The organism is Bacteroidia bacterium, assembly GCA_041391665.1.
GTDB lineage: Bacteria > Bacteroidota > Bacteroidia > J057 > J057 > JAGQVA01.
In genome coordinates, this window is the sequence record JAWKNO010000002.1 from 2,235,948 (window position 1) to 2,259,575 (window position 23,628).

The following is a 23,628-nucleotide window of genomic DNA, read 5'->3' on the forward strand; positions in this document are numbered from 1 at the left end:
CCGGTTGATTCAAATCATTCAATATTAAAGTTATTAGCTAACCCCAAAACTTATAAAAAAATGAAAAAGTTATCATTCCTCACCAAACTTTCCTTAGTGGTAATGATGTTAGGCTTTGTTAATCTCATCGTAGCCCAGGATCTTAAAATACAATATTTCAGATCTCCCGACCAAAATGGAGTCAATGTATTCGAAACTCCTAAAGTAGCAGGCGCTGAATTTGACGGAATGAAAGTTCGCGTAGGTGGCAACTTCACCCAGCAGTTTCAGGCTCTTTCTCACGAAAATACGCCCAGCTATGTTGATGAAGACGGTACACAAAAACTGGTCAATGGTCTCAACAAGCTGACTCCCGGTTTCAACCTTGCAACTGCCAACCTGAACATTGACGCGCAGCTGGCCGATGGTATCCGACTCAATCTGGTTATGTATCTGTCATCCAGACACCACCAGGAAACATGGGTAAAAGGTGGATATCTGCAAATCGACAAACTGCCTTTCAACAGCGAAGTTCTTGACAAAATCATGGAAAACGTAACCATCAAGGCCGGTCACATGGAAATCAACTATGGTGATACCCACTTCCGCCGCTCAGACAATGGTAATACGGTTTACAATCCTTTCGTAGGAAACTATATCATGGACGCTTTTGCTACAGAAATCGGTACTGAAGTTTATTTCCAAAGAGCTGGTTTTATCGCAATGGCTGGTGTAACCAATGGTGAAATCAAAGGTAACATCGTTGACGGAGGATACAAAGATCCAGTTACGGGCGAAAAAGTAGAAGGCAAAATGGCTCCTTCATTCATAGGAAAAGTTGGCTTCGACAAACAAATCAATGACCTCCTCCGCGTAAGATTGACAGGTTCTGTTTACTCGACTTCCAAATCTGCTTCCAACACACTCTACGGAGGCGACCGCACAGGAGCAAGATACTATGGTGTTATGATCGCCGACGGAGGAGCTGACGTTTTCACATCAGGTCGTTTCAACCCCGGACTCAGAAGTAAAGTAAATGCATTCATGGTCAACCCATTCATCAAAGTACAAGGTCTCGAAGTATTTGGTGTGTATGAAGTAGCAAAAGGCGGTAATGCAGCAGAAGTTACAGCCGGAACTGAAAGAACCTGGAATCAAATGGCCATCGAAGGTATCTACAGATTCCTCCCAAATGAAAGCCTCTTCATCGGTGCTCGTTACAATACAGCCAAAGACATTACCAAAGACGTAACTGCCCCACAATCTATCGAAAGAATTCAAGTAAGTGGTGGATGGTTTGTAACTCCTAACGTTCTGATGAAAGTTGAATATGTCAACCAATCCTACACCAACTTTGCAGCATCCTCAGTATTCGGTGGTGGTCTCTTCAAAGGTGTAGTGTTTGAAGCAGCAGTAGGTTTCTAATCTTACAACTGAAACATCCGACTTTATGTTCTTCTTAGAAAAAGTTAAATAGTATCAGTAAATTTAAAGGCGAGGGGTTTGTATCCCTCGCCATCTTTTTGAAAAACATTTATCAGCATGACAAATCACAAGCTTTCTTCCGCCCTATATCTTACCGGTCTGCTTCTCTTCTCTCTGCTTCTTCTGTCTTCCACAACGCCTCAACCGATCATTGGATATGACTCCGCAGAAGTAGAAATCGCCAATGCCAGTCAGTTGTATCTCAAAGGTAAAACCAATATCAACCGGTTTTCCTGCCACTCCACCGAATCTTATCCCCGGATGAAAGTGGCTTACAGGGTAGATGAAAAGCTCCGAAAAATCACCTTTACCCCAACGTTTCTGACACTTACCGTCGACAGAATGGATTGTGGCCAAAAAGAGATCAACCGGGATATGCAGGAAGCGCTACAGGCAGAGACTTTTCCCCATATTTTTATTCAGCTCAACAGCCTGACTTTCACCGATGATTTTTCCAAATTGAAAGAAGGGGAATGGCAAAATATCACGGCTCAAACCAATATTAAGATTGCGGGCGTATCAAAACCTGCAACTGTATGTCTGAAAGCCCGCAAATCGGGGCAGAATGGTTTGCAAATCAATGGAAAACAAAACCTGCTGATGACCAGCTTTGGTATCGAACCGCCTACCACGATGCTCGGCCTAATACGCGTTCAGGATGAAATAGAAATTCATTTTGACCTGCAAATGGTGGTAAAAAAATAGTCCTTTATCTTCTTCCTCCCGGCATATGTCCCTGAGGTGGGCGGTTGCGCCTGAGCAGATCATCAATCAACAGGTCAAATTTTCCCTTCTGCTTGTCTGTGCAGATTTCACGCAGACTGGAAAAATGTTCAAAGACGGTTAAGTCAATATTGGTCTGAAGCTGCCCGATGGATGTTGCCAGCGAATCAACTGCTGCCTGATCTTTTATTTCTGATGCCATCAATCTGAAAAATGTATCTTTCAGCTTACGCATCTGGTCATTATATTCCTTCATTTCAGCCCGGTTTTTTACACGCAGCTGATCAAATTGAGCGAATTGAGCTTCGTCAAAGCCAATTTCATCCCGGAAAAATATATAAACCGGATCGTTTTTCCCCATACCCCGACCAGGCAAAGGTCTTCCCCCGTTTTGTAAAACCATAAAGGTCAAAGTGCCCAGGTTCAGCACGATCAGTGAGATGATCGCGATAGCCGCCCATCGGGTATTTCCTGTAGTTCTCATATCCTATAGGTTGTAAAAGGATTGATAATCACTGCTACTCCCCGAAATTTCACCGGAAAGCGATTCAATATAATCTGTCTGGCTTTTTTGGGGTTTTTCCAGATACCACAGGATCGCCCCCACATTCAGTACCAGCAAAAATGCCACCATTGCGAGGCTCCATTGAGGCTTAAGTAGCCAGGAATACCACGAAGCAGTACGCGCCGCTATTGATTCCGAATCCATCCGGGCTTTCAGCCGGGTATAAAAAAACGGCCCGGGCGTAGCCCGCGAAAGCCCATCCAGGCTATTCATGGTCTGATCGATTTCCTCCGATAATTGTTCCCTGTTTTTCATCAGTCTTTATAATAATAATCCGCCAGATACTTCTGAAGATTTTTTTTTGCACGAACCATCAGCGACTCTATGGCTGATGTACTCATTTTCATTATCTCACCTACTTCAATATAACTCAACCCTTCCACTTTGTGGAGGGTAAAGGCAACCCGCTGGTTTTCCGGGAGTTTGGACATCGCTTCCAACAAGACATTTGCCCGCTCACAATTTTCCAGCGACACGCCCGGATGATCCGACGAATGGGGTTCATCAAAGGAATTTTCACCGGAAATGGGCATAAGAAATGCAAACCGTTTCTTCCGTTTCCGATATCGAATCAGCTCCAGACTTTTATTGACTGCAATACGGTACAGCCAGGTGCCAAGCTGCGCCTGCGACTCAAATTTCCCAACCGATCGATACACTTCCATAAAAACCTCCTGTGCCATATCTTCTGCGTCTTCTTCGCGGCGCAAAAAACCCAGGCACGTGTTATACACACGGTCCTGCCAGGTTTCTACCAATTGTCTGAAAGCATTTTCCTCTCCGGCTTTCAGGTTTTCCACCAACGAATCTGACACCAGAATTTGTATTTATCTGTTTGGATGATTTTTCTAAGGAAAACCTGCGGTATGGCGGGTTATTTTGTCAACTTATGAATAATTTTTTCAACATTTCTTTCCTCAAACCGATGTATAAACCGGAGTGCGACTCCGAGGAAATAGTTTTTAGGATTGCGAATTTCCCGACTGATACTTTCGACCTCCAAATCCAGTTCTTCTATCACCGCGGCTTTTTCATCTCCTTCGAGAAATGCCAGCTTACAGGCGATATCCCATGCCCGCTGGCGGGATTTTCGCATATTAAAATCGATCAGGAATTCATCATGCCTCCCGCCCATCCAGTCAGCCAGGCGAACCAGAAAAGAGGTGCGCCCCAGACGATCCTGCATTTCGTCGATCAGACTTTGCAGGATATCATTTACCTTCATAAAATCTTTTTCCAGCGAATATACTTTTTCGCCAGGCGCAAGTTTTGCCGCCACCTGCCCAAGGTCAAAGTTGATATGGGCATTCATCCCGAGGCAAATGTGCTGCAAGATGCTGAGTTCGCGATTTTCGGCCAGAAAAGACGCCATCCACGAACGGCTGGGCCTCTCGCCTCTGCGAAATTTCCTGTATGCGTCAATATAAAATCCGGCGAAGGTTACATCAAATCGTTCCATCCCTTCATTATCTTCAAACTCGCCATTCAGAATTCCCTGCTTGATCTCTGCAGTGGTGCGGCGGTAGATATAGGCAAATATGCCTAAATACTCATTTTTCCTTGTGTTTTCGGCAATGATACGATCCAGTTCTTTCAGGACTTCATCAATTGTCTGAGGCTGAGTTTCAGGAGAAATTTTCGCAGAATCCATAAAAGGGAAATATTGTCTTGAACAAATACGCAAACTATACGCCAATTTTCCGGTCTCTTGCAACGACTTTCCAACATCCCTTTGCTACGCCGTCATTCACGACCCATGCTTCCTGATAAAGCGCAACGGTAGGGCAAATATGGAGGGGAATTCCATACAGACAATCGCCTGGCTTCAAACCTTCAGCGTCAGGCGTTTGGACGACCAGGTGTTCTTCGCTATGCCCTGTAAATGCGTCAATCCTGATGCCCTGAAGCGATACCCGTGGGTGAGGATTTTCAGCAGCAATAGATTTATGGCCGAGATCGAGGCAAACCAGATCTTTCCCTGGTTTACTAATAACCCTTGTAAGCACCAGTGCAGCGGGCAAAAAGTTCATATCAGGCAACATCGACGCGTATCCGGCATCCCAAAACACATAGGTCCCCGGACTAAGCTCCACATCACTGCGCAGTGCATGAACGGGGAATGTCGGACTGCCACCGGCAATAATTGCCGGAACATGGCCGCCGGCCCCCCTTATGGCCGCTGCCATATCGCTTACCGATTGAAAAGCAGCGTCGCTTTTGGCCTTCCGCACAGCAAAATCGCTGTCGCGTATATGCCCATCGTAGGCGTGCAAACCAGCCGGAGACACCCCGGGCAGCATTGCCAGCAACTGATATAATGCCAGAGATTCCGTCCCCGGAGCTATTCCGGTGCGATGCATACCCAAATCGAGATCAATATACAGAGGCAAAACAACATCTGCCTGACCACAGACGCCCGAGATCGCTTTTGCCGTGAGATCATTATCGACAATAGTTGAAAACCGAACGGCAGGGTATTGCTTTATCAGCGCAATGATACGCTGGATTTTGGGTCCGGTGGGCTGGTGAGCGACCAATACATCATCTGCCCCGGAGCGGGCCAGCATTTCGGCTTCGGCAATCGTCGCACATTTAAATTTCCGGATGCCCAATTCCACATGCATCCGCACTACTTCTGCCATTTTATGGGTTTTGACATGGGGCCGCAGGCGGGAAGTACCGCCTGCGATCCGAATAGCCTCCGCAATGTTGGCCCGCAAACGGTCCTCATAAATCAGTAGTGCAGGCGTATCTACCTGATCAGCATTACTTATTTCGTACCAGTTCATTTTGTTATTTATTTGCTCTCTGCCATGCGGACTTTTGCCTGCGTATCATTGCTCATGGAGGGAGGAGCTGATTCGGGAGAAATTGCCCATATTTCGTTAGGCTCTGCACCCATGACAAAGGCGAGTTCCCCGCCATTCATGATTTCTTCATGGGTAATATAGGTGCGACTCAACGGCTGTCCGTTTAGCCTGGCCGATTGAATGTATTTGTTATCGCCTGATACGTTTTCAGCAGTTATCACAAATGATTTCCCCTCTCCTACCCTGATCTCCGCACGATCAAACATGGGGCTGCCTATCACATATATTCCCTGCGCCGGATTGACCGGGTAGATACCCATAGCACTAAACACATACCACGCAGACATTTGCCCACAGTCTTCATTTCCGCAGAGACCATTGGGTTTATCGGTGTACATCGTCTCGCAAATCTGCCTGACAATTGCCTGAGTTTTCCATGGAGCGCCGGCATAGTTGTATAGGTAGGCGATATGGTGGCTGGGCTCATTGCCATGGGCATATTGGCCGATCAACCCGGATATATCTGCCGAAGCGTTTTCCCCGCTGATGTCAGAAGTTTCTGTAAACATCGCATCGAGTTTGGAGATAAATGCGGCATTTCCGCCAAAAAGTTCGATCATGCCGTGAACATCGTGAGGAACAAACCAGGTATGTTGCCAGGCATTTCCTTCGGTATATTCAGCCACATCAAAATTGTGATCAGAGTATTTGGGATCGAAAGGAGTTTTCCATTTTCCATCAGACATCCGGGCACGCATAAAACCTGTCGAAGGGTCAAATACGTTGCGAAAATTGCCGGCCCGCTTCATAAAATACTCGTAATCGTCCATTTTTCCCAGCGCTTTGGCCATTTGCGCTATACACCAGTCATCGTAAGTGTATTCGAGGGTGCGTGTTACCGACTGTCCGGCTTTATCATACGGAATGTAGTTGTATTCGCGGAGGAAATTGGTAGCGCGAATATCCTGCATGGCGCTTTTTTTCATGGCTTCGAACGCCTCCTCTGCATCAAATCCGCGGTAGCCTTTGAGATAAGCATCCACAATGACAGGAACTGCGTGATAGCCGGTCATCGTATTGGTTTCATTTCCCAGCAGCGACCAGACAGGCAGCAGGCCGTATTCGCGGTAATGAGCCATCAGCGACTGGATCATATCATCAACCCGGTCGGATTGGGTGATGGTAAACAGCGGATTTTCTGCCCGGAAAGTATCCCACAGGGAGAAAATGCCATACTTCGTATAATTTTCTGCCTTATGCACCTTGCCATCTACGCCTTTGTAGTAGCCATTGGCATCGGAAAACAAAACCGGTGCAACCTGGCTATGATAAAGGGCTGTGTAAAAAATGGTTTTCAGCTGTTCGTTGTCTGACTCCACTTTTATCACAGAAAGTTCACCTTCCCAGGCTTTGCGGGCGTTTTGTCTGACTGCGTCAAAGTCCCAGTCCGGAATTTCATCCAATGCTTTCAGTGCGCCTTCCGGGTTGGCAGAAGAAATCCCTACTTTCACGAGTACTTGTTCTCCTTCTTTTGTCGGGAAAGAAATTTTAGCGGCGGATTTCATTCGCTGCTCCCCATTGTCTGTGGCAGAAGTATCAGCTACGATCTGCACATCGGCCATCGGACGGGAAAATTTTGCAGCAAAATATACCCGCTGGTCTTTGGCCCAGCCTGTTGACAGGCGGTGACCGGTGATCATGTCATCGCTTATTTTTTCAATTTTAGTGTCAACGGGCGCATCCCAGTTGATCGCAAAACCCAGGTCAATGACAATTGCGGAAGCTTGACTTTCAGGGAATGTGTAGCGATGAAACCCCACCCTTTGGGTGGCGGTAAGTTCGGCTTTGACTTTACTATCTTCCAGAAAAACAGCGTAGTAACCGGGAGAAGCCTCCTCCTTTTCGTGAGAAAAGGCAGAGCGATAATCGTAATCATCGCGGGAGGTGATTGTTTTGGTAAAATCTACCGGTCGGGTCGTAGGCATCATCAGCACATCGCAGAGGTCGCCGATACCTGTACCGCTGAGGTGTGTATGGCTAAAACCCACAATCACACTGTCCACATAATTGTAACCCGAACACCAGTCCCAACCCTGCGTCCCGTTGTCGGGGCTAAGTTGTACCATGCCAAAAGGAACGGTCGCTCCGGGATATGTATGGCCGTGATCTGCCGTTCCGATGAATGGATCGACAAAATCTGCAGGGGAAGTCGTAGTGGCAATCTTCGATCCGGAGTTGCAGGAAACCATCCAGAAAAAGGCCATCGGGAGAATGGCAAATCTTAAAAAAGGATAAAAAAACCGATTCATAGCAGTTAGATTCTATAGGTACCAAATGGGAGGATCAATATAGAGAAAGTTGGGAAATGAATGGTTGGATACAGGGTAAATATTCTCCTCACGAAAAAAACTGTTTTTTTACATTCGAGAGACAATAGAATAAAATTAAATGCTTAAAATTGCCAGACTATAGACAACCAAGGGTAATTGGGAATAATAAAACACAATATTCTACACATATCACCCGCTTCTAACATCCGGTTATGAAAAGTTCTGCCATAACTTTGCTCTTGCTATTTGTATTTGGGGTTGCTGTTGCCCAATATTCAGAAGATTTTACCGGCCAGGCTGGCAAAGGATTGGTTAGCGCCATTTGCCCGCCTCCTGCCACAGGGCTCAACGATTGTGGTTGTAATTGTACTGCCGGCTCAACGGATAACCTTTCAACCTGTGCGACCATTCCGCCTGATCTGTCAGGGGTAAACTGGACCATCACAGGCAATAGTTTTGAAGGAATTGATCACAACAGCCCAGACGATTTTGGTGTTGTAACTCTTGCCGGTAATGAAATATTCCAGGCAAAAGATATTGACGGGGAATTGTGCTGGGAAAGCCCAACACTTAATATTGGCAATGCAGGCCCTGTTTCCATTTCTCTCAATATTGGAAAATTTGCAACCCTGGAGCCCGACGACTATATCAGTGCTGAATACAGTCTGGATGGCGGGGCATTTGTTCAGTTTGGATTGGCGGCTGATGATTTTGCAAATTCAACGCTTTCGGTGATCGGTCTGACAGGGAGTACGCTGGACATTCGCATTTGCATTGACAATGACGGAGGATCTGAGATTATCTGGTTTGACAATGTTTCTGTACCCGAGCCAGGAGTTGTTATTTCAGGTAGTTGCACACCACCGGTTCTGTCTGCCAATATTACCAATACATTATGTGGTATCAGTAACGGCGCGATAGACCTGAGCGCTACTGGTGGGTCAGGGTCATACACCTATTTATGGTCTGACGGACAAACCACTTCTGTTATCAATGGTTTGCCCGGCGGATTTCACCAAGTAACCGTTACGGAATCAGGCGGTTGTTCAACTACTGATTCCTTCGAAGTACAAACATACGATATCACAGGCCCCTATCTTGAATCTTTTGATACTCCGGGAAAAGGATATCTTACCGGAATGGCAGATGAACTTACGGGTGCGAACTGGACATTAAGCCCCTGGACAGTTGGACGGGAATCTGATGACTATTTCAGCACTACCGCTTCCGGCATGCTGGAAACCGGTGATACAGATTCAGAAATCTGCTGGACCAGCCCCCAAATTAGTATTGCCCCGGGGCAATTCGGGTTTCAGCTTTCGCTGGATTTATCATGGGTTGGGTTGGATCCGGAAGACTATATCTCGGTATTAACCAGTTATAATGGAGGTCCATTTGTACCATTTGGAAATATCGAGGGTGGCGGTACCGCCACTATTCAATACGCCGCAGGATCAGATCATACTTCTTCTATCAATTTTTTTACTTTTAGCCTTCCGGCAAATACGATTCAAATCCGTGTATGTTTTTTCAGTACGGATGATGGCGAATTAATGACACTAGACAATGTGAGTCTTCCGGAAGCGGCTTCCCTGTGTACGGTTACAGATTTGTGTCCCAATGACCCGAATAAAATTGTGCCGGGTATTTGCGGTTGTGGCACTCCAGATACAGATTCTGATGGAGACCTGGTACCGGATTGTATAGACCAGTGTCCCAATGACCCTGGAAAGTCAATTCCCGGTAATTGTGGATGTGGCGTACCGGAGACCGACTCCGATGGCGACAATACACCTGACTGTATCGATCTTTGCCCAAATGACCCGGGGAAAACTATGCCTGGAACTTGTGGCTGTGGTAATCCGGATACAGACTCTGACGGCGATAATACGCCCGACTGTGCTGACCTGTGTCCTAATGATCCGGGAAAAACGGCTCCGGGAACCTGTGGCTGTGGCACCTCAGATATAGATTCTGATGGGGACAATACTCCAGATTGTCTGGATGGATGCCCCTTTGATCCGACAAAAACTTCAGGCAGTTGTGTCTGCCAGATTGTGATTGTAGATTCCGATAATGATAAATTACCTGACAGCATTGACCCATATCCTACTGATAAAAACAATCAGGGACACACCATGATTCTCACCCGAGTTTGGGATGATATCAACGGAGATGGTTTGCAAAGTTGCGACGAGCCAACAGGGATTGCGGGTGTCACAGTCAATCTTTTGAAAGCATCTAATAAAAGTATTCTTCAGACAGCAGTTACCAATTCGGAGGGTCTGGTACTTTTTCAGAATGCAATTCAAAATAATAACCTACTACTCGAATTCGAAGATGTACCTGGTTACAAGCGAACCTTGGTCAATATTGGGAATGATGAGGAGATTGATTCTGATGCCAGTAAAAGTAATGGCAGAACAGGCAGTTTTAAACTGGCAAACAATATTCCAATTGTTGTCAACCAGGATTGTGGTTTAGTCGCTTCATCCTCAGCCAGGACTTCCAATCCAGATACTCAACCTGTAGTGAAGGTATTTCCAAATCCCGCGCAGAACCTGCTGACAGTAACATTTGATGCAGATTACAAGACCTTAGTGATGATGGATATTCAGGGCCGGACCATTCTTCATAAAGATATCCTGCCGGGAGAACATTTGATCAAATTCGAACTGAGTTCCATACCCTCGGGCGTGTATCTGGTTCGACTGGAAGGTAGCGCAACGCCTGTTATTCAGCGGTTTATTAAGGAGTAAAGAATTTACTCTCCAACGTTTTATGTGTGCTACATTTAACTAAACACATCATATTCTAATGCCAGGGTAAATATGTAAATTTAGTAATTCGTAAACTTCTGATAAACCAATCGTCCATTTATGGCTCCCATTCATTTCAAATGTAAAAAAGTCATCCCTGTCCTCCCGGCTTCCATTGCCTCAGAAATTGCCGATACAAGCAAATGGAGTGAGTTTAAAGGATACGCCTTTTTGCCCGGTATCAGAAAAGCTGAATATGAAAAACGCACGGATAATATGATTGGTGCCAGAATCACCGTGGAAAATACAGATGGTTCCCGACATGTGGAGGAAATCCTGGTGTGGAAACCCGGAGAAAAAATCACCATGAAACTCTGCGAATTTTCACCGCCTCTCAACCGGCTGGCAACACATTTTCTGGAAGAATGGACATTTACACAGGAAGGTACAGGGACAAAAGTAACGCGCAGTTTTCAGCTTTTTCCCAAAAGCGTATTGACCCGCCCATTTTTATGGCTTATCTCCCTGGTTTTCCGAAGAGCTATAAACGCTCATTTAGACTGGATGGCTTTGAAAAAATAATTTCGCGCCTTCAGCCATTTTTCAAACTCCACTGCATGGAAAACCACTGCCGATAATCCCAGACAAATCAACAGCTCATTCAGGTCCAGTGGCTGCGTTTTAAATATTTCATTCGCTGCCGGCAGATAAATGATTCCCAATTGTAAAATACCTGTGAACACGATCGTGAGCAGCATCGGTTTATTGGAGAAAATCCCCTGTTTGTATAAAAATATTTTCTCACTCCTCACCGCAATCACATGTCCAAGCTGAGATAAGGACAACACCGTAAAAACCATTGTCTGCCAGTGTACATGTTGTTGCTCAATAGCCCATGCCTGCACGCCAAGGGTAACGCCTGCCATTAATATTCCGACCCACAGAATATGCAAGGCGATTCCGCCTGCCAACAGGCTTTCGCTGCGTTTTCTGGGTGGTTGTTTCATGATGTCTGCTTCTGCGCCTTCATTTGCCAATGAAAGTCCGGGCAGGCCATCTGTGACCAGATTGATCCACAGGATATGAATTGGCAACAGTGGTATCGGCAATCCCAGCAAGGGGGCGAGAAATATCGTCCAGATCTCTGCACTGTTGCAGGTCATTATGTACTTCACAAACTTGCGGATATTGTCATAGATCCGTCGCCCCTCTTTAACGGTTTTGACAATCGTGGCAAAATTGTCATCCAGCAAAATCATATCGGCTGACTCTTTGCTCACGTCTGTTCCATTGATGCCCATGGCGACACCGATATTAGCCGCGCGAAGCGATGGCGCATCATTTACTCCGTCACCGGTCATCGATACAAAGTGGCCTTTGGCCTGAAGGGCTTTTACGATGTTGATTTTTTGCTCGGGGCTTACCCGGGCATATACACATACGCGCTCTACCTTTTCCTCAAACTCCTCAAAAGACATATTTCGCAGCTCCAAACCAGTAAGTACGAGACCATTTTCATCCAAAATACCGATATCACTGGCAATGGCAGCTGCTGTGGCAGGGTGATCTCCGGTAATCATGACCGGCTTGATACCCGCAGTGCGGCACTCTTCGATTGCGAGTTTTACCTCCGGTCTGGGCGGATCGATCATGCCCGCCAGGCCTGAAAATACCAGTTCGCTTTCTATGATTTCCACGCTCAACGGTTCGGGGATATGATCCATGATTTTCCAGGCATAGGCCAGTACCCGGAGGCCCTTTGCGCCATATTTTTCACTTTTCGCAAGAATCTCTGTAGTATTTTCCGCTGGCCGAAGATGTGCCGAAATATATTCCACCGCACCCTTGGAAAATACAAGATATTTTTCTCCGAAAGCGTGGATTGAGGTCATACACTTCCTGTCGGAGTCAAAGGGAATTTCCGCGATACGGGGGAAGGTTGTGAGAATTTTTTCATACCCCTCTCTGCCCGATTTTTCGATGGCGTATTCGACAAGGGCAATCTCCGTTGGGTCGCCTTCCAGCGTACCTTCAGCCGTGGTCCTCACATCATGGTTTAACGCCATCCCCAGACTGAGGGTAGAATCGCTGAATGAGGGAATAGAGGATGCTGCTTCCTCCACGGCAACGACCTGCATTTTATTGAGGGTGAGTGTGCCGGTTTTATCTGAACAAATATAAGACACAGAACCCAGCGTCTCTACTGCCGGGAGGTGGCGAATGAGGGCATTTTGCCGGGCGAGACGCCTGGCACCCATCGCCAGGGCGATGGTGATGAGGGCAGGCAACGCCTCGGGTATCGCGGCCACCGCAAGGCTGATGGAAACCAGCAACATATTCATCGGATCTTCTCCCCGAAGCAACCCCATACCAAATAAAACCGCACAAATGCCCAATACGATAAAAGACAATTTTCGCGCATAGTCTGCCATCCGGACCTGAAGAGGTGTCAAGGCGTCTTCCTCCTGTAGCATACCGGCAATTTTCCCGATCTCCGTCTTCATACCTGTCGCAAATACCAATGCCTGGCCTCTGCCGTTGGTAATAAGCGTACCTTTATAAGCCAGGTTGAGGCGATCAGCCATAGGGATATCTTCGGAAGCAAGCTGATCGCTGGTTTTATCCACCGCCACAGACTCACCCGTAAGTGCAGACTCATCGATACGAAGACTATGAGATTCTGTCAGGCGCATATCAGCAGGGACAACATTGCCGGCTTCGAGCAAAACGATATCGCCGGGTACAAGTTCGGCAGCGGGAATTTTTACGGTTTGTCCATCCCGAAGGGCAACGGCCTGAAGTGCTGCCATTTGTTTAAGAGCCTGGATAGCCTTTTCTGCGCGGTATTCCTGAGCAAAACCAATGACTGCATTTAAAATCACGATTATCACGATAATGATCGAGTCAGTCAGGTCGCCGACAATGCCCGAAATAATCGCAGCTGCAATCAACACCAGGGACATAAACTCTTTAAACTGATTGATGAAAATCAGGAAGGCAGACTTTTGTTTTTTTTCTTGAAGAGTATTAGGCCCGATTTCTACCAGTTTTGCAGCTGCTTCCGCGGAGGTAAGGCCTGCCGGGGAGGAACCCGTAAGTTCCAAAGATTCTTCAACCGACAAATAGTGCCAATTCATGGGATGTGATTAAAATTCGGAGAAAATATGTAATTTGTAGTTTCGATAAGATTGAAAAAATAATATGATAACCAACCATAATAAACAACTAATAAATGAGCTACTGGCACTCCCGGACGCGCCCGTAATTCTCAAAGAGATAAATGCCATACTAGAAGAAGAAAGAACTCGAAGAAACACTTTTTACAACAATATATCGGAGTTTGAAAAAGCGGAATTTATCAACGGGGAAATTATCATTCACTCCCCGGTAAAAAAAGAACATAATGATGTAACCGGTTCTTTATATCAACTACTTAATACATACGTCAAAAAAAAGAAACTCGGTTATGTGGGGTATGAAAAAATCATGATTTCCTTATCCCGAAATGATTATGAGCCGGATATCTGTTTCTTCCAAAATGAAAAAGCCCAAACTTTTAAAAAAGGGCAAAGTTTATTTCCCGCCCCGGACCTTGTGATTGAAGTACTATCCACCAAAACTGCCGGAAATGACCGGGGAATCAAGTTTTCGGATTATCAGGCTCATCAGATACGGGAATATTGGATTATTGACCCAGATAAAGAAATACTGGAACAATATCGCCTCAATGACCAAAACGAATACGAGTTAATTCTTAAAGCCCGCAAAGGAATGCTGGATTGTGTGCCTGTGAACGGTTTTAAAATCGAGATTGAAGCAGTATTTGATGAAGACAAAAACCTTGAAGAACTACTGCGAATCTTAAATCTGTAAAAACCAGAAATCACGGCAAAGAGAGAACTTTTTGACCCGGTATCAGAGTTGTCAACCGGTCTCCAAACAACTTTCGCCGAAAAGTATCGGTATCATGTCCGGCGTTCCCGGTTTCCGGTGTTGCCAGAAAACCAATATTCACGCCACCGCGAAACAAAAAAAAGGCAGATAGGTGATACTGTCCGATAAAATATTTGGGATGTTGAAGAAATATCAGCAGATTTATTATGGGCATTGGTTGTGGGGTTTGCAGGAGGATAGGAATCTCGAAGATGTTTGGCGGATAGGCGCAATGTTGGGGGTGCACAGATTTTGTAGCACATTTAAACGATGCAGACTCAAAAACTGAATGGTTATCTATAAACTTTATCACTTAAAATTTAACGACATGGAAAAGAAAGTACTTGGAGAATTAACAACCGAACAACTAACCTCCAAAATAAAGACTCTGAAGGGTGTTATAATGGTATTGAGTAGTTTAGTAGTTATATATCTTTTTTATTTTATCTACCAACTGTCCGCAGGAACTTGGGATGCAAATAATACTCTAGGTTCAGTAATGTTAGGAACCTTAGGCGTTGTGATTTCATCTACAACCGTCCAATATAGTAGGGTAGTAAAGATATTAAAAGATAGGAATGAAGAGAAATAAACGAGCTCACCGTATATCCGATAATGCTCCCTAACGGTCGCACTACGCATATACAAACCGTTCACCCAACAAAAATCAAATTGTAGATTGAAGGCTGTTTGAAGTACTTCCCTATTCACAGAACAGCATCATAGAATATCATTGTCAAAAAAGAATTGATTTTGTGATATGGATAATTGTTGTAGATTCATGTTTAGTGCAATACTGCACCATATCCTTCACCCTATTTTTCCACCTAAAACCAATTACACAATGAAAAATTTTCTGGCACTGCCCATCCTGTTTATTCTCGTTTCGGGTTTTACGCTCAACCCTGCACCCGCTCATGAGGAATTGCCCATTGGTACCTATGGCGTGGGCGTTTGTGATGGTATAGCGGTTGAAAACATTCAGGTTCAGCTCACCCTGAACGAAGATTTTACCTTTCATTATATCAACAATTCCAATCCTTCAAAAAGGATAAATGTCAGCGGTACATGGACATTAAAAGGTAAAACCATTCGCCTGAAGGATTATTCCTCTGCTACTGCCATTCCTGCCGAATGGATGATCGCAGCAAATTACCCCTGCCTCAAATCGAGGAAAGGCATGGAGTTTACGCGGCTGTGTCAGGTGAATTAGCGGGTTGCTGCAATCACCACCCGATAACCATCAGGATCGAGAATCATCACGCCATTTTCCGACCAATAGGGGTTTTGGGGCTGGATAAATTCCACCTGATGTTCCCGAAGGTGTGCTAAAAGCCGGGTATATTTTTCTTCCGATTCGGGGTAAAAAACCAAAATATCATCCTCGTCAAATGTATGATTTGCCGGCTGGTCGGATTCTGTAAATTCCAGATGCCAGCCGGCATTTTTATATCCCAGAAATATCCCGTTATAATTGTCGTGATCCTCAAAACCACCCAATAAGTCAAAGCCGAGCACATCGGTATAAAAGCTTTTTAGCTTTTCGAGGTTGTTTGTATGTCGCGCAAATCTGAATTTCATGATGGAATTATCTTAAGGAGTCTTATCTTCGGGAAAACCGATTGAAGTCATGAAAAAACTATGTTTCTGGTTGAGCTCAGCCTTTCTGATTGCCTGTCAGCCATCCCCCCAATCGTCTGCGCCTTCCCATGATTACCCTATTCATCCGGTTCCTTTTACCAATGTATTGATTGACGGAGGGTTTTGGCTCCCGCGGCTGGACACAAACCGCAAGGTAACTATTCCCTACGATTTCCAGAAATGTGAGGAGACCGGGCGGATCAATAATTTTGCCATCGCGGGCGGATTAATAAAAGGCGAGTTTCGCGGCAAAAGATACGACGATTCTGACGTGTATAAAGTGATCGAAGGGGCGTCCTATTCGCTCAAAACGCATCCTGACCCTGCACTGGAAGCATATCTCGATTCGCTGATTGTAAAAATTGCCGCAGCTCAGGAAGACGACGGATATCTCTACACCACCCGTACGGTCAATCCCGACAAACCGATCGATGCCACGCCCGGTCGCTGGTCCAATATGTACAGGGACCACGAACTCTACAATGTCGGGCATATGTATGAAGCCGCTGTAGCGCATTTTCAGGCGACGGGAAAACGCACCCTGCTGGATGTAGCACTGAAAAATGCAGATTTACTTACCCGGACATTTGGTCCAGGTCTGAAATCGGGTGTATCAGGTCATCAGGAAATTGAAATTGGCCTTGCCAAACTGTATCGCACCACCGGCGAAAAAAAATACCTGGATCTGGCCCGTTTTTTCCTCGACGAAAGAGGCAAAGAAGCCCTCACAGATACCACAGGCAAAGACTTTGCCTATATCCAAAATCACCTGCCGGTGACAGAGCAGTCGGAAGCCGTAGGGCATGCCGTAAGGGCGGGATATATGTATTCGGGGATGGCTGACATTGGTGCGCTGACTGGAGATACGGCCTATATTCAGGCGATCGACAGGTTGTGGGAGAATGTAGTCAATAAAAAAATGTACATCACCGGAGGAATCGGTTCCCGACCCCATGGCGAAGCCTTTGGCGACGACTATGAGTTACCCAACGCAACCGCTTACAATGAAACCTGTGCGGCCATCGCCAATATGTTTTGGAACTACCGCCTGTTTCTCCTACACGGAGACGCGCAGTATATGGATATATTTGAGCGAATTCTTTACAACGGTTTCCTCGGAGGGGTGTCGCTGGACGGGAACTCATTTTTTTATCCGAATGTACTGGAAACCGCAGGCGACAACCTGCGACAGCCATGGTTTAGCACAGCCTGTTGTCCGGTAAATGTGGTGAGATTTCTTCCTTCTTTACCCGGCTATGCCTACGCCTCCAAAGACAAAGAAATTTATATCAACCTTTTCCTCAGCAGTACAGCGACTGTTCAGATGCCTGAGCAATCAGTGGTTATTCACCAGCAGACGGATTACCCATGGGCGGGAAAAGTAAATTTCACGGTTACACCTGAGCAGGAAGACACCTTCAGCGTTGCCATCAGAATCCCCGGCTGGGCTGATAACCGGCCTGTGCCGGGCGACCTGTATCAGTATCCCAACCGCACCAACCGCAATATGTTTTTGCGGGTGAATGGGGAATTGATTTATCCACAGATGAAAAATGGATTTGCCCATATCATTCGAAGCTGGAAAGCGGGAGACAAAGTTGAGTTGGAACTCCCTATGTCGGTGCGAAGAGTAGTAGCCAACGAAGCTGTAGCCGAAGACCGCGGCAAGGTAGCACTGGAGCGCGGCCCGATCGTGTACTGCGCAGAAAGTGTAGACAATGGCGGCAAAGCGCTCAATCTAAATATGCCTGAAGCAGGTAAGTTTGAGGTAAATTTCAGGCCTGACCTGCTGGGAGGTATAAATGTCGTTACCGGCACTGCTATTCAGGAAGGTATGGAAGTGCCCTTTACGGCTATTCCCTACTACGCCCGCGCCCATCGCGGCAGCGTCGAAATGCGGGTTTGGTTTCCCGTACAGTAACCTCCTATTGCCTCATATATGGCCCCAACAATTGGGCCATGGTCTGCGCGCTTTGCGCTGATTCTGACGGGCACCGCTGTGCCCGGTCAAGTGGCAATACCTGATTGGCGACGAGAAAAGCATAACGTCCCGGATCGTAACCGTAGAGCCAGCAGGCGATATTAAAAAAACGCTGCTCGTTGAGCCCATGTTCGTCCCAGTAGGGAAAACTATGCCCTGGCTGATAGTTTTGCGCCAGATAGGCAAAAAACTCTCCGCCATGAAAGGCTTGTTCGGAAGCACCGGACATCACCAGCAAATACGTAGCGATCTGGTCGGCGGCATCCTCTTCGCGGCCCAACACGGGTAGTTTCAGCTGATCAACCAGGGCATGCCCGATTTCGTGAAAGAGCGTAAAGGCAGTCGCACCTAGTACCGCATCGGTAAATTGAGCCTGGTCCTGATAGTAAGGACTAAAAATTTGCTCTTCCTGATAGAAAAACTCATCACAAAATAAAATCTGCGATTTCGCCGGATCGTAATGCGCATCTACCGCTCCGCAAGGCTGAACCAGGATGGAAATGTTTTTGGGTAAGACAATGGCCTTGTTAAGATTTTGAATTAAATCGTTGAACAGTCCACTGTTTCTGACGACCTGACCCGCACGGGAAACATAAAACCCTCCCTGGGAGCGATTCAGACTGGTAAGCAAAACAAACCCGCCTTCATCAGGCGCTTCGATAATTGCTGGTGCCGGATCGACAAACCACTCAACAGGACGAATGATTTCCATGCGGATCAAAAAGAAAAAGATCACACCTGCACCCAGCAGAATGGATCCAAAACTAAGGCTGCGGTTTCCCATATTTATTGTTGTCAGATTGGCCTAAATGTAGGAAATAAGCGCCAATCTAAACACAATTTTTTCGGCAGAGATTATTCTGATATTTGGCCTGTCGAAGGAGCGATTGAAGAAATAGTTTGTGCCACATTTTCCTTACCCGAATCCAAAAACCATTTGTCAATCATTGCTTCCATCTCTGATAATTTGACTGGTTTGGACAGAAAATCATTCATTCCGGCTTCCATGCATCGTACTCGGTCTTCGTTCATGACATTGGCAGTCATGGCAATAATAATGGGCTGAAGGGTGGTTTCTCCCTGATTTTTTCGGATTTCGCGTGTAGCTTCCAGCCCATCTTTCTCCGGCATTTGCATATCCATCAGGATCAGGTCATAAGATATGGTACTTGCAGCCAATACGGCTTCTGCTCCATTGCTGGCCACATCGGCCCTCAGGCCTATTTTATCGAGCAGCCGAAGTGCTACCTTTTGATTGATCGTATTATCTTCCGCCAGCAAAATCCTGATTGGAAGTGAACCAACTGCTCTTTCAGGACGGGAGGGACTGGCGTTATTGGTTTTTTCTTTGGAAGGTAAAGTAACTGTTCTAAATACAGCGTTAAACAGTTGTTCGTTCCTGACAGGCTTTATTTGCCAGGAATTAAACCATTGGCGGTCATCCTGATTTTCGGGATTACCACTGGAACTCAGCATAATCAGATTGACACTGTCCCCCCGGATCTGCCTGATTTCTTTTGCCAGGGTAACGCCATCCATCAAAGGCATATTCAGGTCCACAATCACTACTGAGGGCTGAAAATGCGGATCTGAAAACATACTCAGCGCTTTTAGAGGCAAATTAGTCTGGCTAACTTTCAATCCCCATTTTTTCAGACGGGAGGTCAAAATTTTCAGATTGGCCTCATTATCATCGACAATCAATACCTCATTTATTGTTTGTGAGGGAAAATATAGTCCTTTGCCGACATCTTTCGCAATGGGAACCTGAAGTGTAAAATAGAATGTGCTGCCTGATCCTTCTACACTTTCCACGCCGATTTCCCCGCCCATCAGACTCACCAGTTTGTTGCAAATGGCAAGCCCCAATCCTGTTCCGCCATATTTGCGCGTGGTAGATGCATCAACCTGGGAGAAAGACTTAAATAATTTATCCACCCTGTCTGCAGGAATGCCAATTCCACTATCTTTCACGGCAAACCGGAGAATGTGCAAATCCCCTTTTTTACCCAGACTTTTTACATGGACGAAGATCTCACCCGAGTCAGTAAACTTAACGGCATTGCTCACAAGGTTTACCAATATCTGCCTTATCCGGGTAATATCGCCCGAAATATAGGCTGGAACGGAATCCTGTACTTCGTAGATCAGTTCGAGGTTTTTTTCATTGGCTTTGGTACTCAACAGATCAAAGGCATCTTCAATCGGGTCAATCAGTGCAAAAGGATGTTCTTCCAACTCCATTTTGCCTGATTCAATTTTGGAGTAGTCCAAAATATCGTTGATGATACACAGCAGGGATTCTCCACTCATTCTGACAATATTCACAAAATCTGCCTGCTCAGCTTCCAGAATTGTCTCTGATAACAGCCCGGTCAAACCAATGATTGCATTGAGCGGCGTTCTGATCTCATGACTCATATTAGACAAAAATTCGGAGCGGGCTTTCGCCGCATTTTCAGCGGTCAATCTCGCCCGTATCAGGTTTTCCTCGACATGTACCCGCTCTGTGATTTCCTGATGAAGGTCTTGATTCTTCTGGATGAGTTCTTTGGTTCTTTGAACTACCTGATTTTCCAGGTTATCATTTAATGCAGAGAGTGTGTCCTGCTTTTTACCGACCATCCATGAGAGAAAACCAAGGAAAAGGGGCGCAAGGTCGATAATCCAGAGTAATGGTTGTTCTTTTTGAGCCACCCATAAATTCAAAGGGTTGATGGCTAACCCCAGAATTTTAATCTCAACTATAGCAGCCAGAAGAGGGAAAAAAAGACCAATCGCACTACCAATCAGCGTATAGCGACTGGTAGTGCTATATTTTTTCATTCAGCAGAAGGTTCATTAGAATCATTGCCAAATGAAATCAGAAATCAACACTTCTCAATTCCTATTCTGCATGAAAACTAACAGGTAATTTGGGGGCAAAAAAAATTCCGGTGCCCGCTACGACACCGGAGTATTCCTTGTCAACTTCCAATTCACTGGTATGCCTTTTACGGCAAATTCACCTAAAGCTAACGAAGGTACATTCACTCATCACAAGCAATCTGTTACCTCAGACTGGCTTTAATGGTGATGAACTGGATAGAATAGCAATTGGAACTAATCATTTGGGTACCTCCTTTCAATTAAGTGAAACATAGCCAACAGGCCTCACCTTTGGTCCTTCCGCGGGCTAACTTCCTGTTGTCGGTAGCGACAGCTACCTCGCGAATGTGAATATAAAAGATGGCAACGGGTTTTCCAACACCAGATGCCCGTGTGTCAAAATTTTATCACCTTGATTTAGTTTCGTAATCCCAGACAGGTTCTGCTCCCAACAAATGAGTGACAAAGTAGTTCCACCGTTTTTTAGTAAAAAAATCTTGCGCATTTCCTCTGTATCCGTGCTCCTGGCTGGGCAAAATGAGCATATCAAAATCTTTCCCGGCATTTACAAAAGCTTCTGCCAGCTTGAAAGTTGTGGATGGATTTACATTATGATCCAGTCCGCCATGCACAATTAGCAATTTTCCCTTTAGGTTTGCCGCCATCGTAATGTTGGACTGCTGATGGTAAGCAGAATCCACCGGCCAGCCCATATACATCTCTGGCCACCAGGCTTTTTCCATACGGAAATCATGGTCACCGGAAGAAGCTACGCCTACTTTATAAAAATCGGGAAACTGCAACAGCCCGTGTGCGGCATCATATCCTCCGGCAGAATGGCCAAAAATCCCAACCCTTGTTGTGTCTATCCAGGAATATTTTTTCCCCAACTGACGTATTGCCAGCACATGGTCAGTCAAATTGTAACCCATATTTTTATACGAAACATCTGAAAAGGCTCGTCCTCTGCCGATCGTGCCCATACCATCGACTGCGACGACAATAAATCCCAGTTCTGCCAGGGGCTGATTGTTGTTGCGCAGGCCTTCCAAAAAACTTTTAGGAAACACCTGAGTGTGCGGACCGGTATAACTGGCATCGATAATAGGGTACTTCCTGGCGGGATCAAAATTGGTCGGTTTCCACAGTGCGCCATAAATTTCCGTTTTGCCATCACGCCCGGTGGCTACAAATGGTTCGGGGTTTTTCCATCCTTTTCGGTACAGATCAGATGCATCGGCTTTGGAAAGCTCCATCAGAGTTTTTCCATTTCGCGCATTGCGCAATACAGAAATCGTGGGTTGGCCGACAGTAGAATAATTATCGACAAAATACCGGCCATCGGGAGAAAAGTCTACTTCATGGTGAGCATCTTCTTTGGTAAGCAGTTTCATCCCTGTGCCGTCAAAACCCACACAATACAAATGAGAGAAATAGGGATTACGACCTTTTTCCTTCCCGGAAGCGAGGAAATAAAACATCTTTTCCTCGGCATCAGTATGGACAATTCGCCAGATCACAAACTCCCCGTGGGTCACTGTTTCCAGTTTACCATCCGCTATTCCCACTGCATATAACTGGTTCCATCCATTTCGCTCAGAAGTGAAAAATATTTTTTGTATTTGTTCATTGATCACCATCGTAAACATGCGGTTGTCCACATGTGTGGGACTTTCTTCCGAATAAAGAACCTTGACAGCCCCATCCGTTGCATTCACAGAAAGAATATCCATTTTTTTAAATCCTCTCTCCCAGGTTCCCCCAAAAAGCCTTTGTCCATCTGCCGACCATTCCAGTCTCAGCGGAATAAAATGAGGAACGGGTTTTATATCGATCCGCGTCTCGGTCAATTTTTCAAGATCAAAAATCACCGGAATTTCATAAATAAGCGTTGTATCTCCCGGAGAACCCCGATAATAGGAAAGAAGTCGCGGACGAAACAATTCTGGTTTAGCCCAGTCGAGCAGATACATTTTTTCGGCCCGGGTAAAGTCGCAGATTTGGGTCAGTATTTTTTTTGAATCATAGGACCACTGAACACTAAAATTTTGAGGGCGATTTTCGGTTTCCCCTTCCATCAGGTCAAACCAGCCATAGGTAGCACCATATTCATAGTTTTTCTTTCCGGCTGTACTGAGCGCAATTTCTTCACCGGTTTCGGTATTGCGCACAAAAAGATTAAAATCTCTGGCAAATGCCAGCCATTTTCCATCGGGAGAACGCGAAATGAGCGGATCGACGGAGGTGCGAAAAGTGGAATCCACGGCCAGGTAATCGAGAATTTCCATTTCCCGCAAGTCTGCGCGTTTTCGGTGAGTTCCTTCCCTGGTTATTTCTTCGTACCAAAACCCAGAATTGTCTGGCAACCAATGGGGGGTAACTTCGGAGGTATAGAGGTGATTTCGGACGTTTTTCCACTGAAAAAAATCTGCCCGCTGATAATCTTCCGGTGAAAGTTTTACCTTTTCCTGAGAAAAACCAAAAACTAACAAACCAGCGAGAATCGCAAAAAGGAACCCAAAATGTTTCATAATGATAATTCTCCCAACAATCT

General features: G+C 45.8%; 20 protein-coding genes. 8 read left to right on the plus strand and 12 right to left on the minus strand.

What is annotated here, in order from left to right:
- Nucleotides 1-60 precede the first annotated feature (60 nt).
- Nucleotides 61-1,404, plus strand: coding sequence for a hypothetical protein (locus tag R3D00_20560; protein ID MEZ4775590.1), 1,344 nt, complete (start codon nt 61-63; stop codon nt 1,402-1,404).
- 117 nt (nt 1,405-1,521) lie between these two features.
- On the plus strand, nt 1,522-2,169 hold the full coding sequence (locus tag R3D00_20565) for a YceI family protein (GenBank protein MEZ4775591.1): 648 nt from the start codon (nt 1,522-1,524) through the stop codon (nt 2,167-2,169).
- 4 nt (nt 2,170-2,173) lie between these two features.
- Here R3D00_20565 and R3D00_20570 read toward each other — a convergent pair whose 3' ends face one another.
- The 6 genes from R3D00_20570 to R3D00_20595 are packed head-to-tail and all read right to left on the minus strand — an operon-like array spanning nt 2,174 to nt 7,871.
- Nucleotides 2,174-2,671: a periplasmic heavy metal sensor gene (locus tag R3D00_20570; GenBank protein ID MEZ4775592.1), complete on the minus strand. Its 498-nt coding sequence runs from the start codon at nt 2,669-2,671 to the stop codon at nt 2,174-2,176.
- A 3-nt stretch (nt 2,672-2,674) separates the two neighbouring features.
- Nucleotides 2,675-3,007, minus strand: a complete 333-nt coding sequence (locus R3D00_20575; GenBank protein MEZ4775593.1) for a hypothetical protein — start codon at nt 3,005-3,007, stop codon at nt 2,675-2,677.
- Nucleotides 3,007-3,567, minus strand: a complete 561-nt coding sequence (locus tag R3D00_20580) for an RNA polymerase sigma factor (protein MEZ4775594.1) — start codon at nt 3,565-3,567, stop codon at nt 3,007-3,009. The genes R3D00_20575 and R3D00_20580 overlap by 1 nt, the downstream gene beginning before the upstream one ends.
- Nucleotides 3,568-3,626: 59 nt before the next feature.
- A complete protein-coding gene (locus R3D00_20585; GenBank protein ID MEZ4775595.1) occupies nt 3,627-4,403 on the minus strand; it encodes a DUF5995 family protein in 777 nt (258 codons plus the stop codon).
- Nucleotides 4,404-4,437: 34 nt separating this feature from the next.
- Entirely contained in the window at nt 4,438-5,541 is a 1,104-nt protein-coding gene (locus R3D00_20590) for a D-TA family PLP-dependent enzyme (GenBank protein ID MEZ4775596.1), read from the minus strand.
- Between the two features lie 8 nt (nt 5,542-5,549).
- Nucleotides 5,550-7,871 (minus strand): GH92 family glycosyl hydrolase, encoded by a 2,322-nt coding sequence (locus R3D00_20595; protein ID MEZ4775597.1) that lies wholly within the window; start codon nt 7,869-7,871, stop codon nt 5,550-5,552.
- 233 nt (nt 7,872-8,104) lie between these two features.
- Here R3D00_20595 and R3D00_20600 point away from each other — a divergent pair, with 233 nt between their 5' ends.
- Nucleotides 8,105-10,651, plus strand: coding sequence for an SdrD B-like domain-containing protein (locus tag R3D00_20600; protein ID MEZ4775598.1), 2,547 nt, complete (start codon nt 8,105-8,107; stop codon nt 10,649-10,651).
- A gap of 120 nt (nt 10,652-10,771) precedes the next feature.
- Entirely contained in the window at nt 10,772-11,233 is a 462-nt protein-coding gene (locus R3D00_20605) for an SRPBCC family protein (protein ID MEZ4775599.1), read from the plus strand.
- On the opposite strand, the gene R3D00_20610 is transcribed toward R3D00_20605, so the two are convergent.
- Nucleotides 11,203-13,788, minus strand: a complete 2,586-nt coding sequence (locus R3D00_20610; protein ID MEZ4775600.1) for a cation-translocating P-type ATPase — start codon at nt 13,786-13,788, stop codon at nt 11,203-11,205. The two genes, R3D00_20605 and R3D00_20610, sit on opposite strands and share 31 nt — an antisense overlap.
- Before the next feature lie 64 nt (nt 13,789-13,852).
- Here R3D00_20610 and R3D00_20615 point away from each other — a divergent pair, with 64 nt between their 5' ends.
- The gene (locus R3D00_20615) at nt 13,853-14,524 is read left to right on the plus strand and encodes a Uma2 family endonuclease (GenBank protein ID MEZ4775601.1); all 672 of its coding nucleotides are present in this window, start codon (nt 13,853-13,855) and stop codon (nt 14,522-14,524) included.
- 10 nt (nt 14,525-14,534) lie between these two features.
- Here R3D00_20615 and R3D00_20620 read toward each other — a convergent pair whose 3' ends face one another.
- Nucleotides 14,535-14,759, minus strand: a complete 225-nt coding sequence (locus R3D00_20620) for a hypothetical protein (protein MEZ4775602.1) — start codon at nt 14,757-14,759, stop codon at nt 14,535-14,537.
- 153 nt (nt 14,760-14,912) lie between these two features.
- Between R3D00_20620 and R3D00_20625 the strand changes: the two genes are divergently transcribed.
- Together R3D00_20625 and R3D00_20630 are read left to right on the plus strand one after the other, a co-directional pair.
- A complete protein-coding gene (locus R3D00_20625; protein MEZ4775603.1) occupies nt 14,913-15,176 on the plus strand; it encodes a hypothetical protein in 264 nt (87 codons plus the stop codon).
- Nucleotides 15,177-15,428: 252 nt separating this feature from the next.
- Entirely contained in the window at nt 15,429-15,797 is a 369-nt protein-coding gene (locus tag R3D00_20630; GenBank protein ID MEZ4775604.1) for a hypothetical protein, read from the plus strand.
- Here R3D00_20630 and R3D00_20635 read toward each other — a convergent pair.
- A complete protein-coding gene (locus R3D00_20635) occupies nt 15,794-16,165 on the minus strand; it encodes a VOC family protein (protein MEZ4775605.1) in 372 nt (123 codons plus the stop codon). The genes R3D00_20630 and R3D00_20635 overlap by 4 nt on opposite strands.
- 49 nt (nt 16,166-16,214) lie before the next feature.
- Between R3D00_20635 and R3D00_20640 the strand changes: the two genes are divergently transcribed.
- Nucleotides 16,215-18,146 carry a glycoside hydrolase family 127 protein gene (locus R3D00_20640; GenBank protein MEZ4775606.1) on the plus strand — a complete coding sequence of 644 codons (1,932 nt, stop codon included), beginning with the start codon at nt 16,215-16,217 and terminating at the stop codon, nt 18,144-18,146.
- A gap of 4 nt (nt 18,147-18,150) precedes the next feature.
- Here R3D00_20640 and R3D00_20645 read toward each other — a convergent pair whose 3' ends face one another.
- The 3 genes from R3D00_20645 to R3D00_20655 form a co-directional block, all read right to left on the minus strand.
- Nucleotides 18,151-18,990, minus strand: a complete 840-nt coding sequence (locus R3D00_20645; protein ID MEZ4775607.1) for a DUF4344 domain-containing metallopeptidase — start codon at nt 18,988-18,990, stop codon at nt 18,151-18,153.
- 71 nt (nt 18,991-19,061) lie between these two features.
- The gene (locus R3D00_20650; GenBank protein MEZ4775608.1) at nt 19,062-21,032 is read right to left on the minus strand and encodes a response regulator; all 1,971 of its coding nucleotides are present in this window, start codon (nt 21,030-21,032) and stop codon (nt 19,062-19,064) included.
- A gap of 449 nt (nt 21,033-21,481) precedes the next feature.
- Nucleotides 21,482-23,605, minus strand: coding sequence for a prolyl oligopeptidase family serine peptidase (locus R3D00_20655; GenBank protein ID MEZ4775609.1), 2,124 nt, complete (start codon nt 23,603-23,605; stop codon nt 21,482-21,484).
- Between the last annotated feature and the right edge of the window lie 23 nt (nt 23,606-23,628).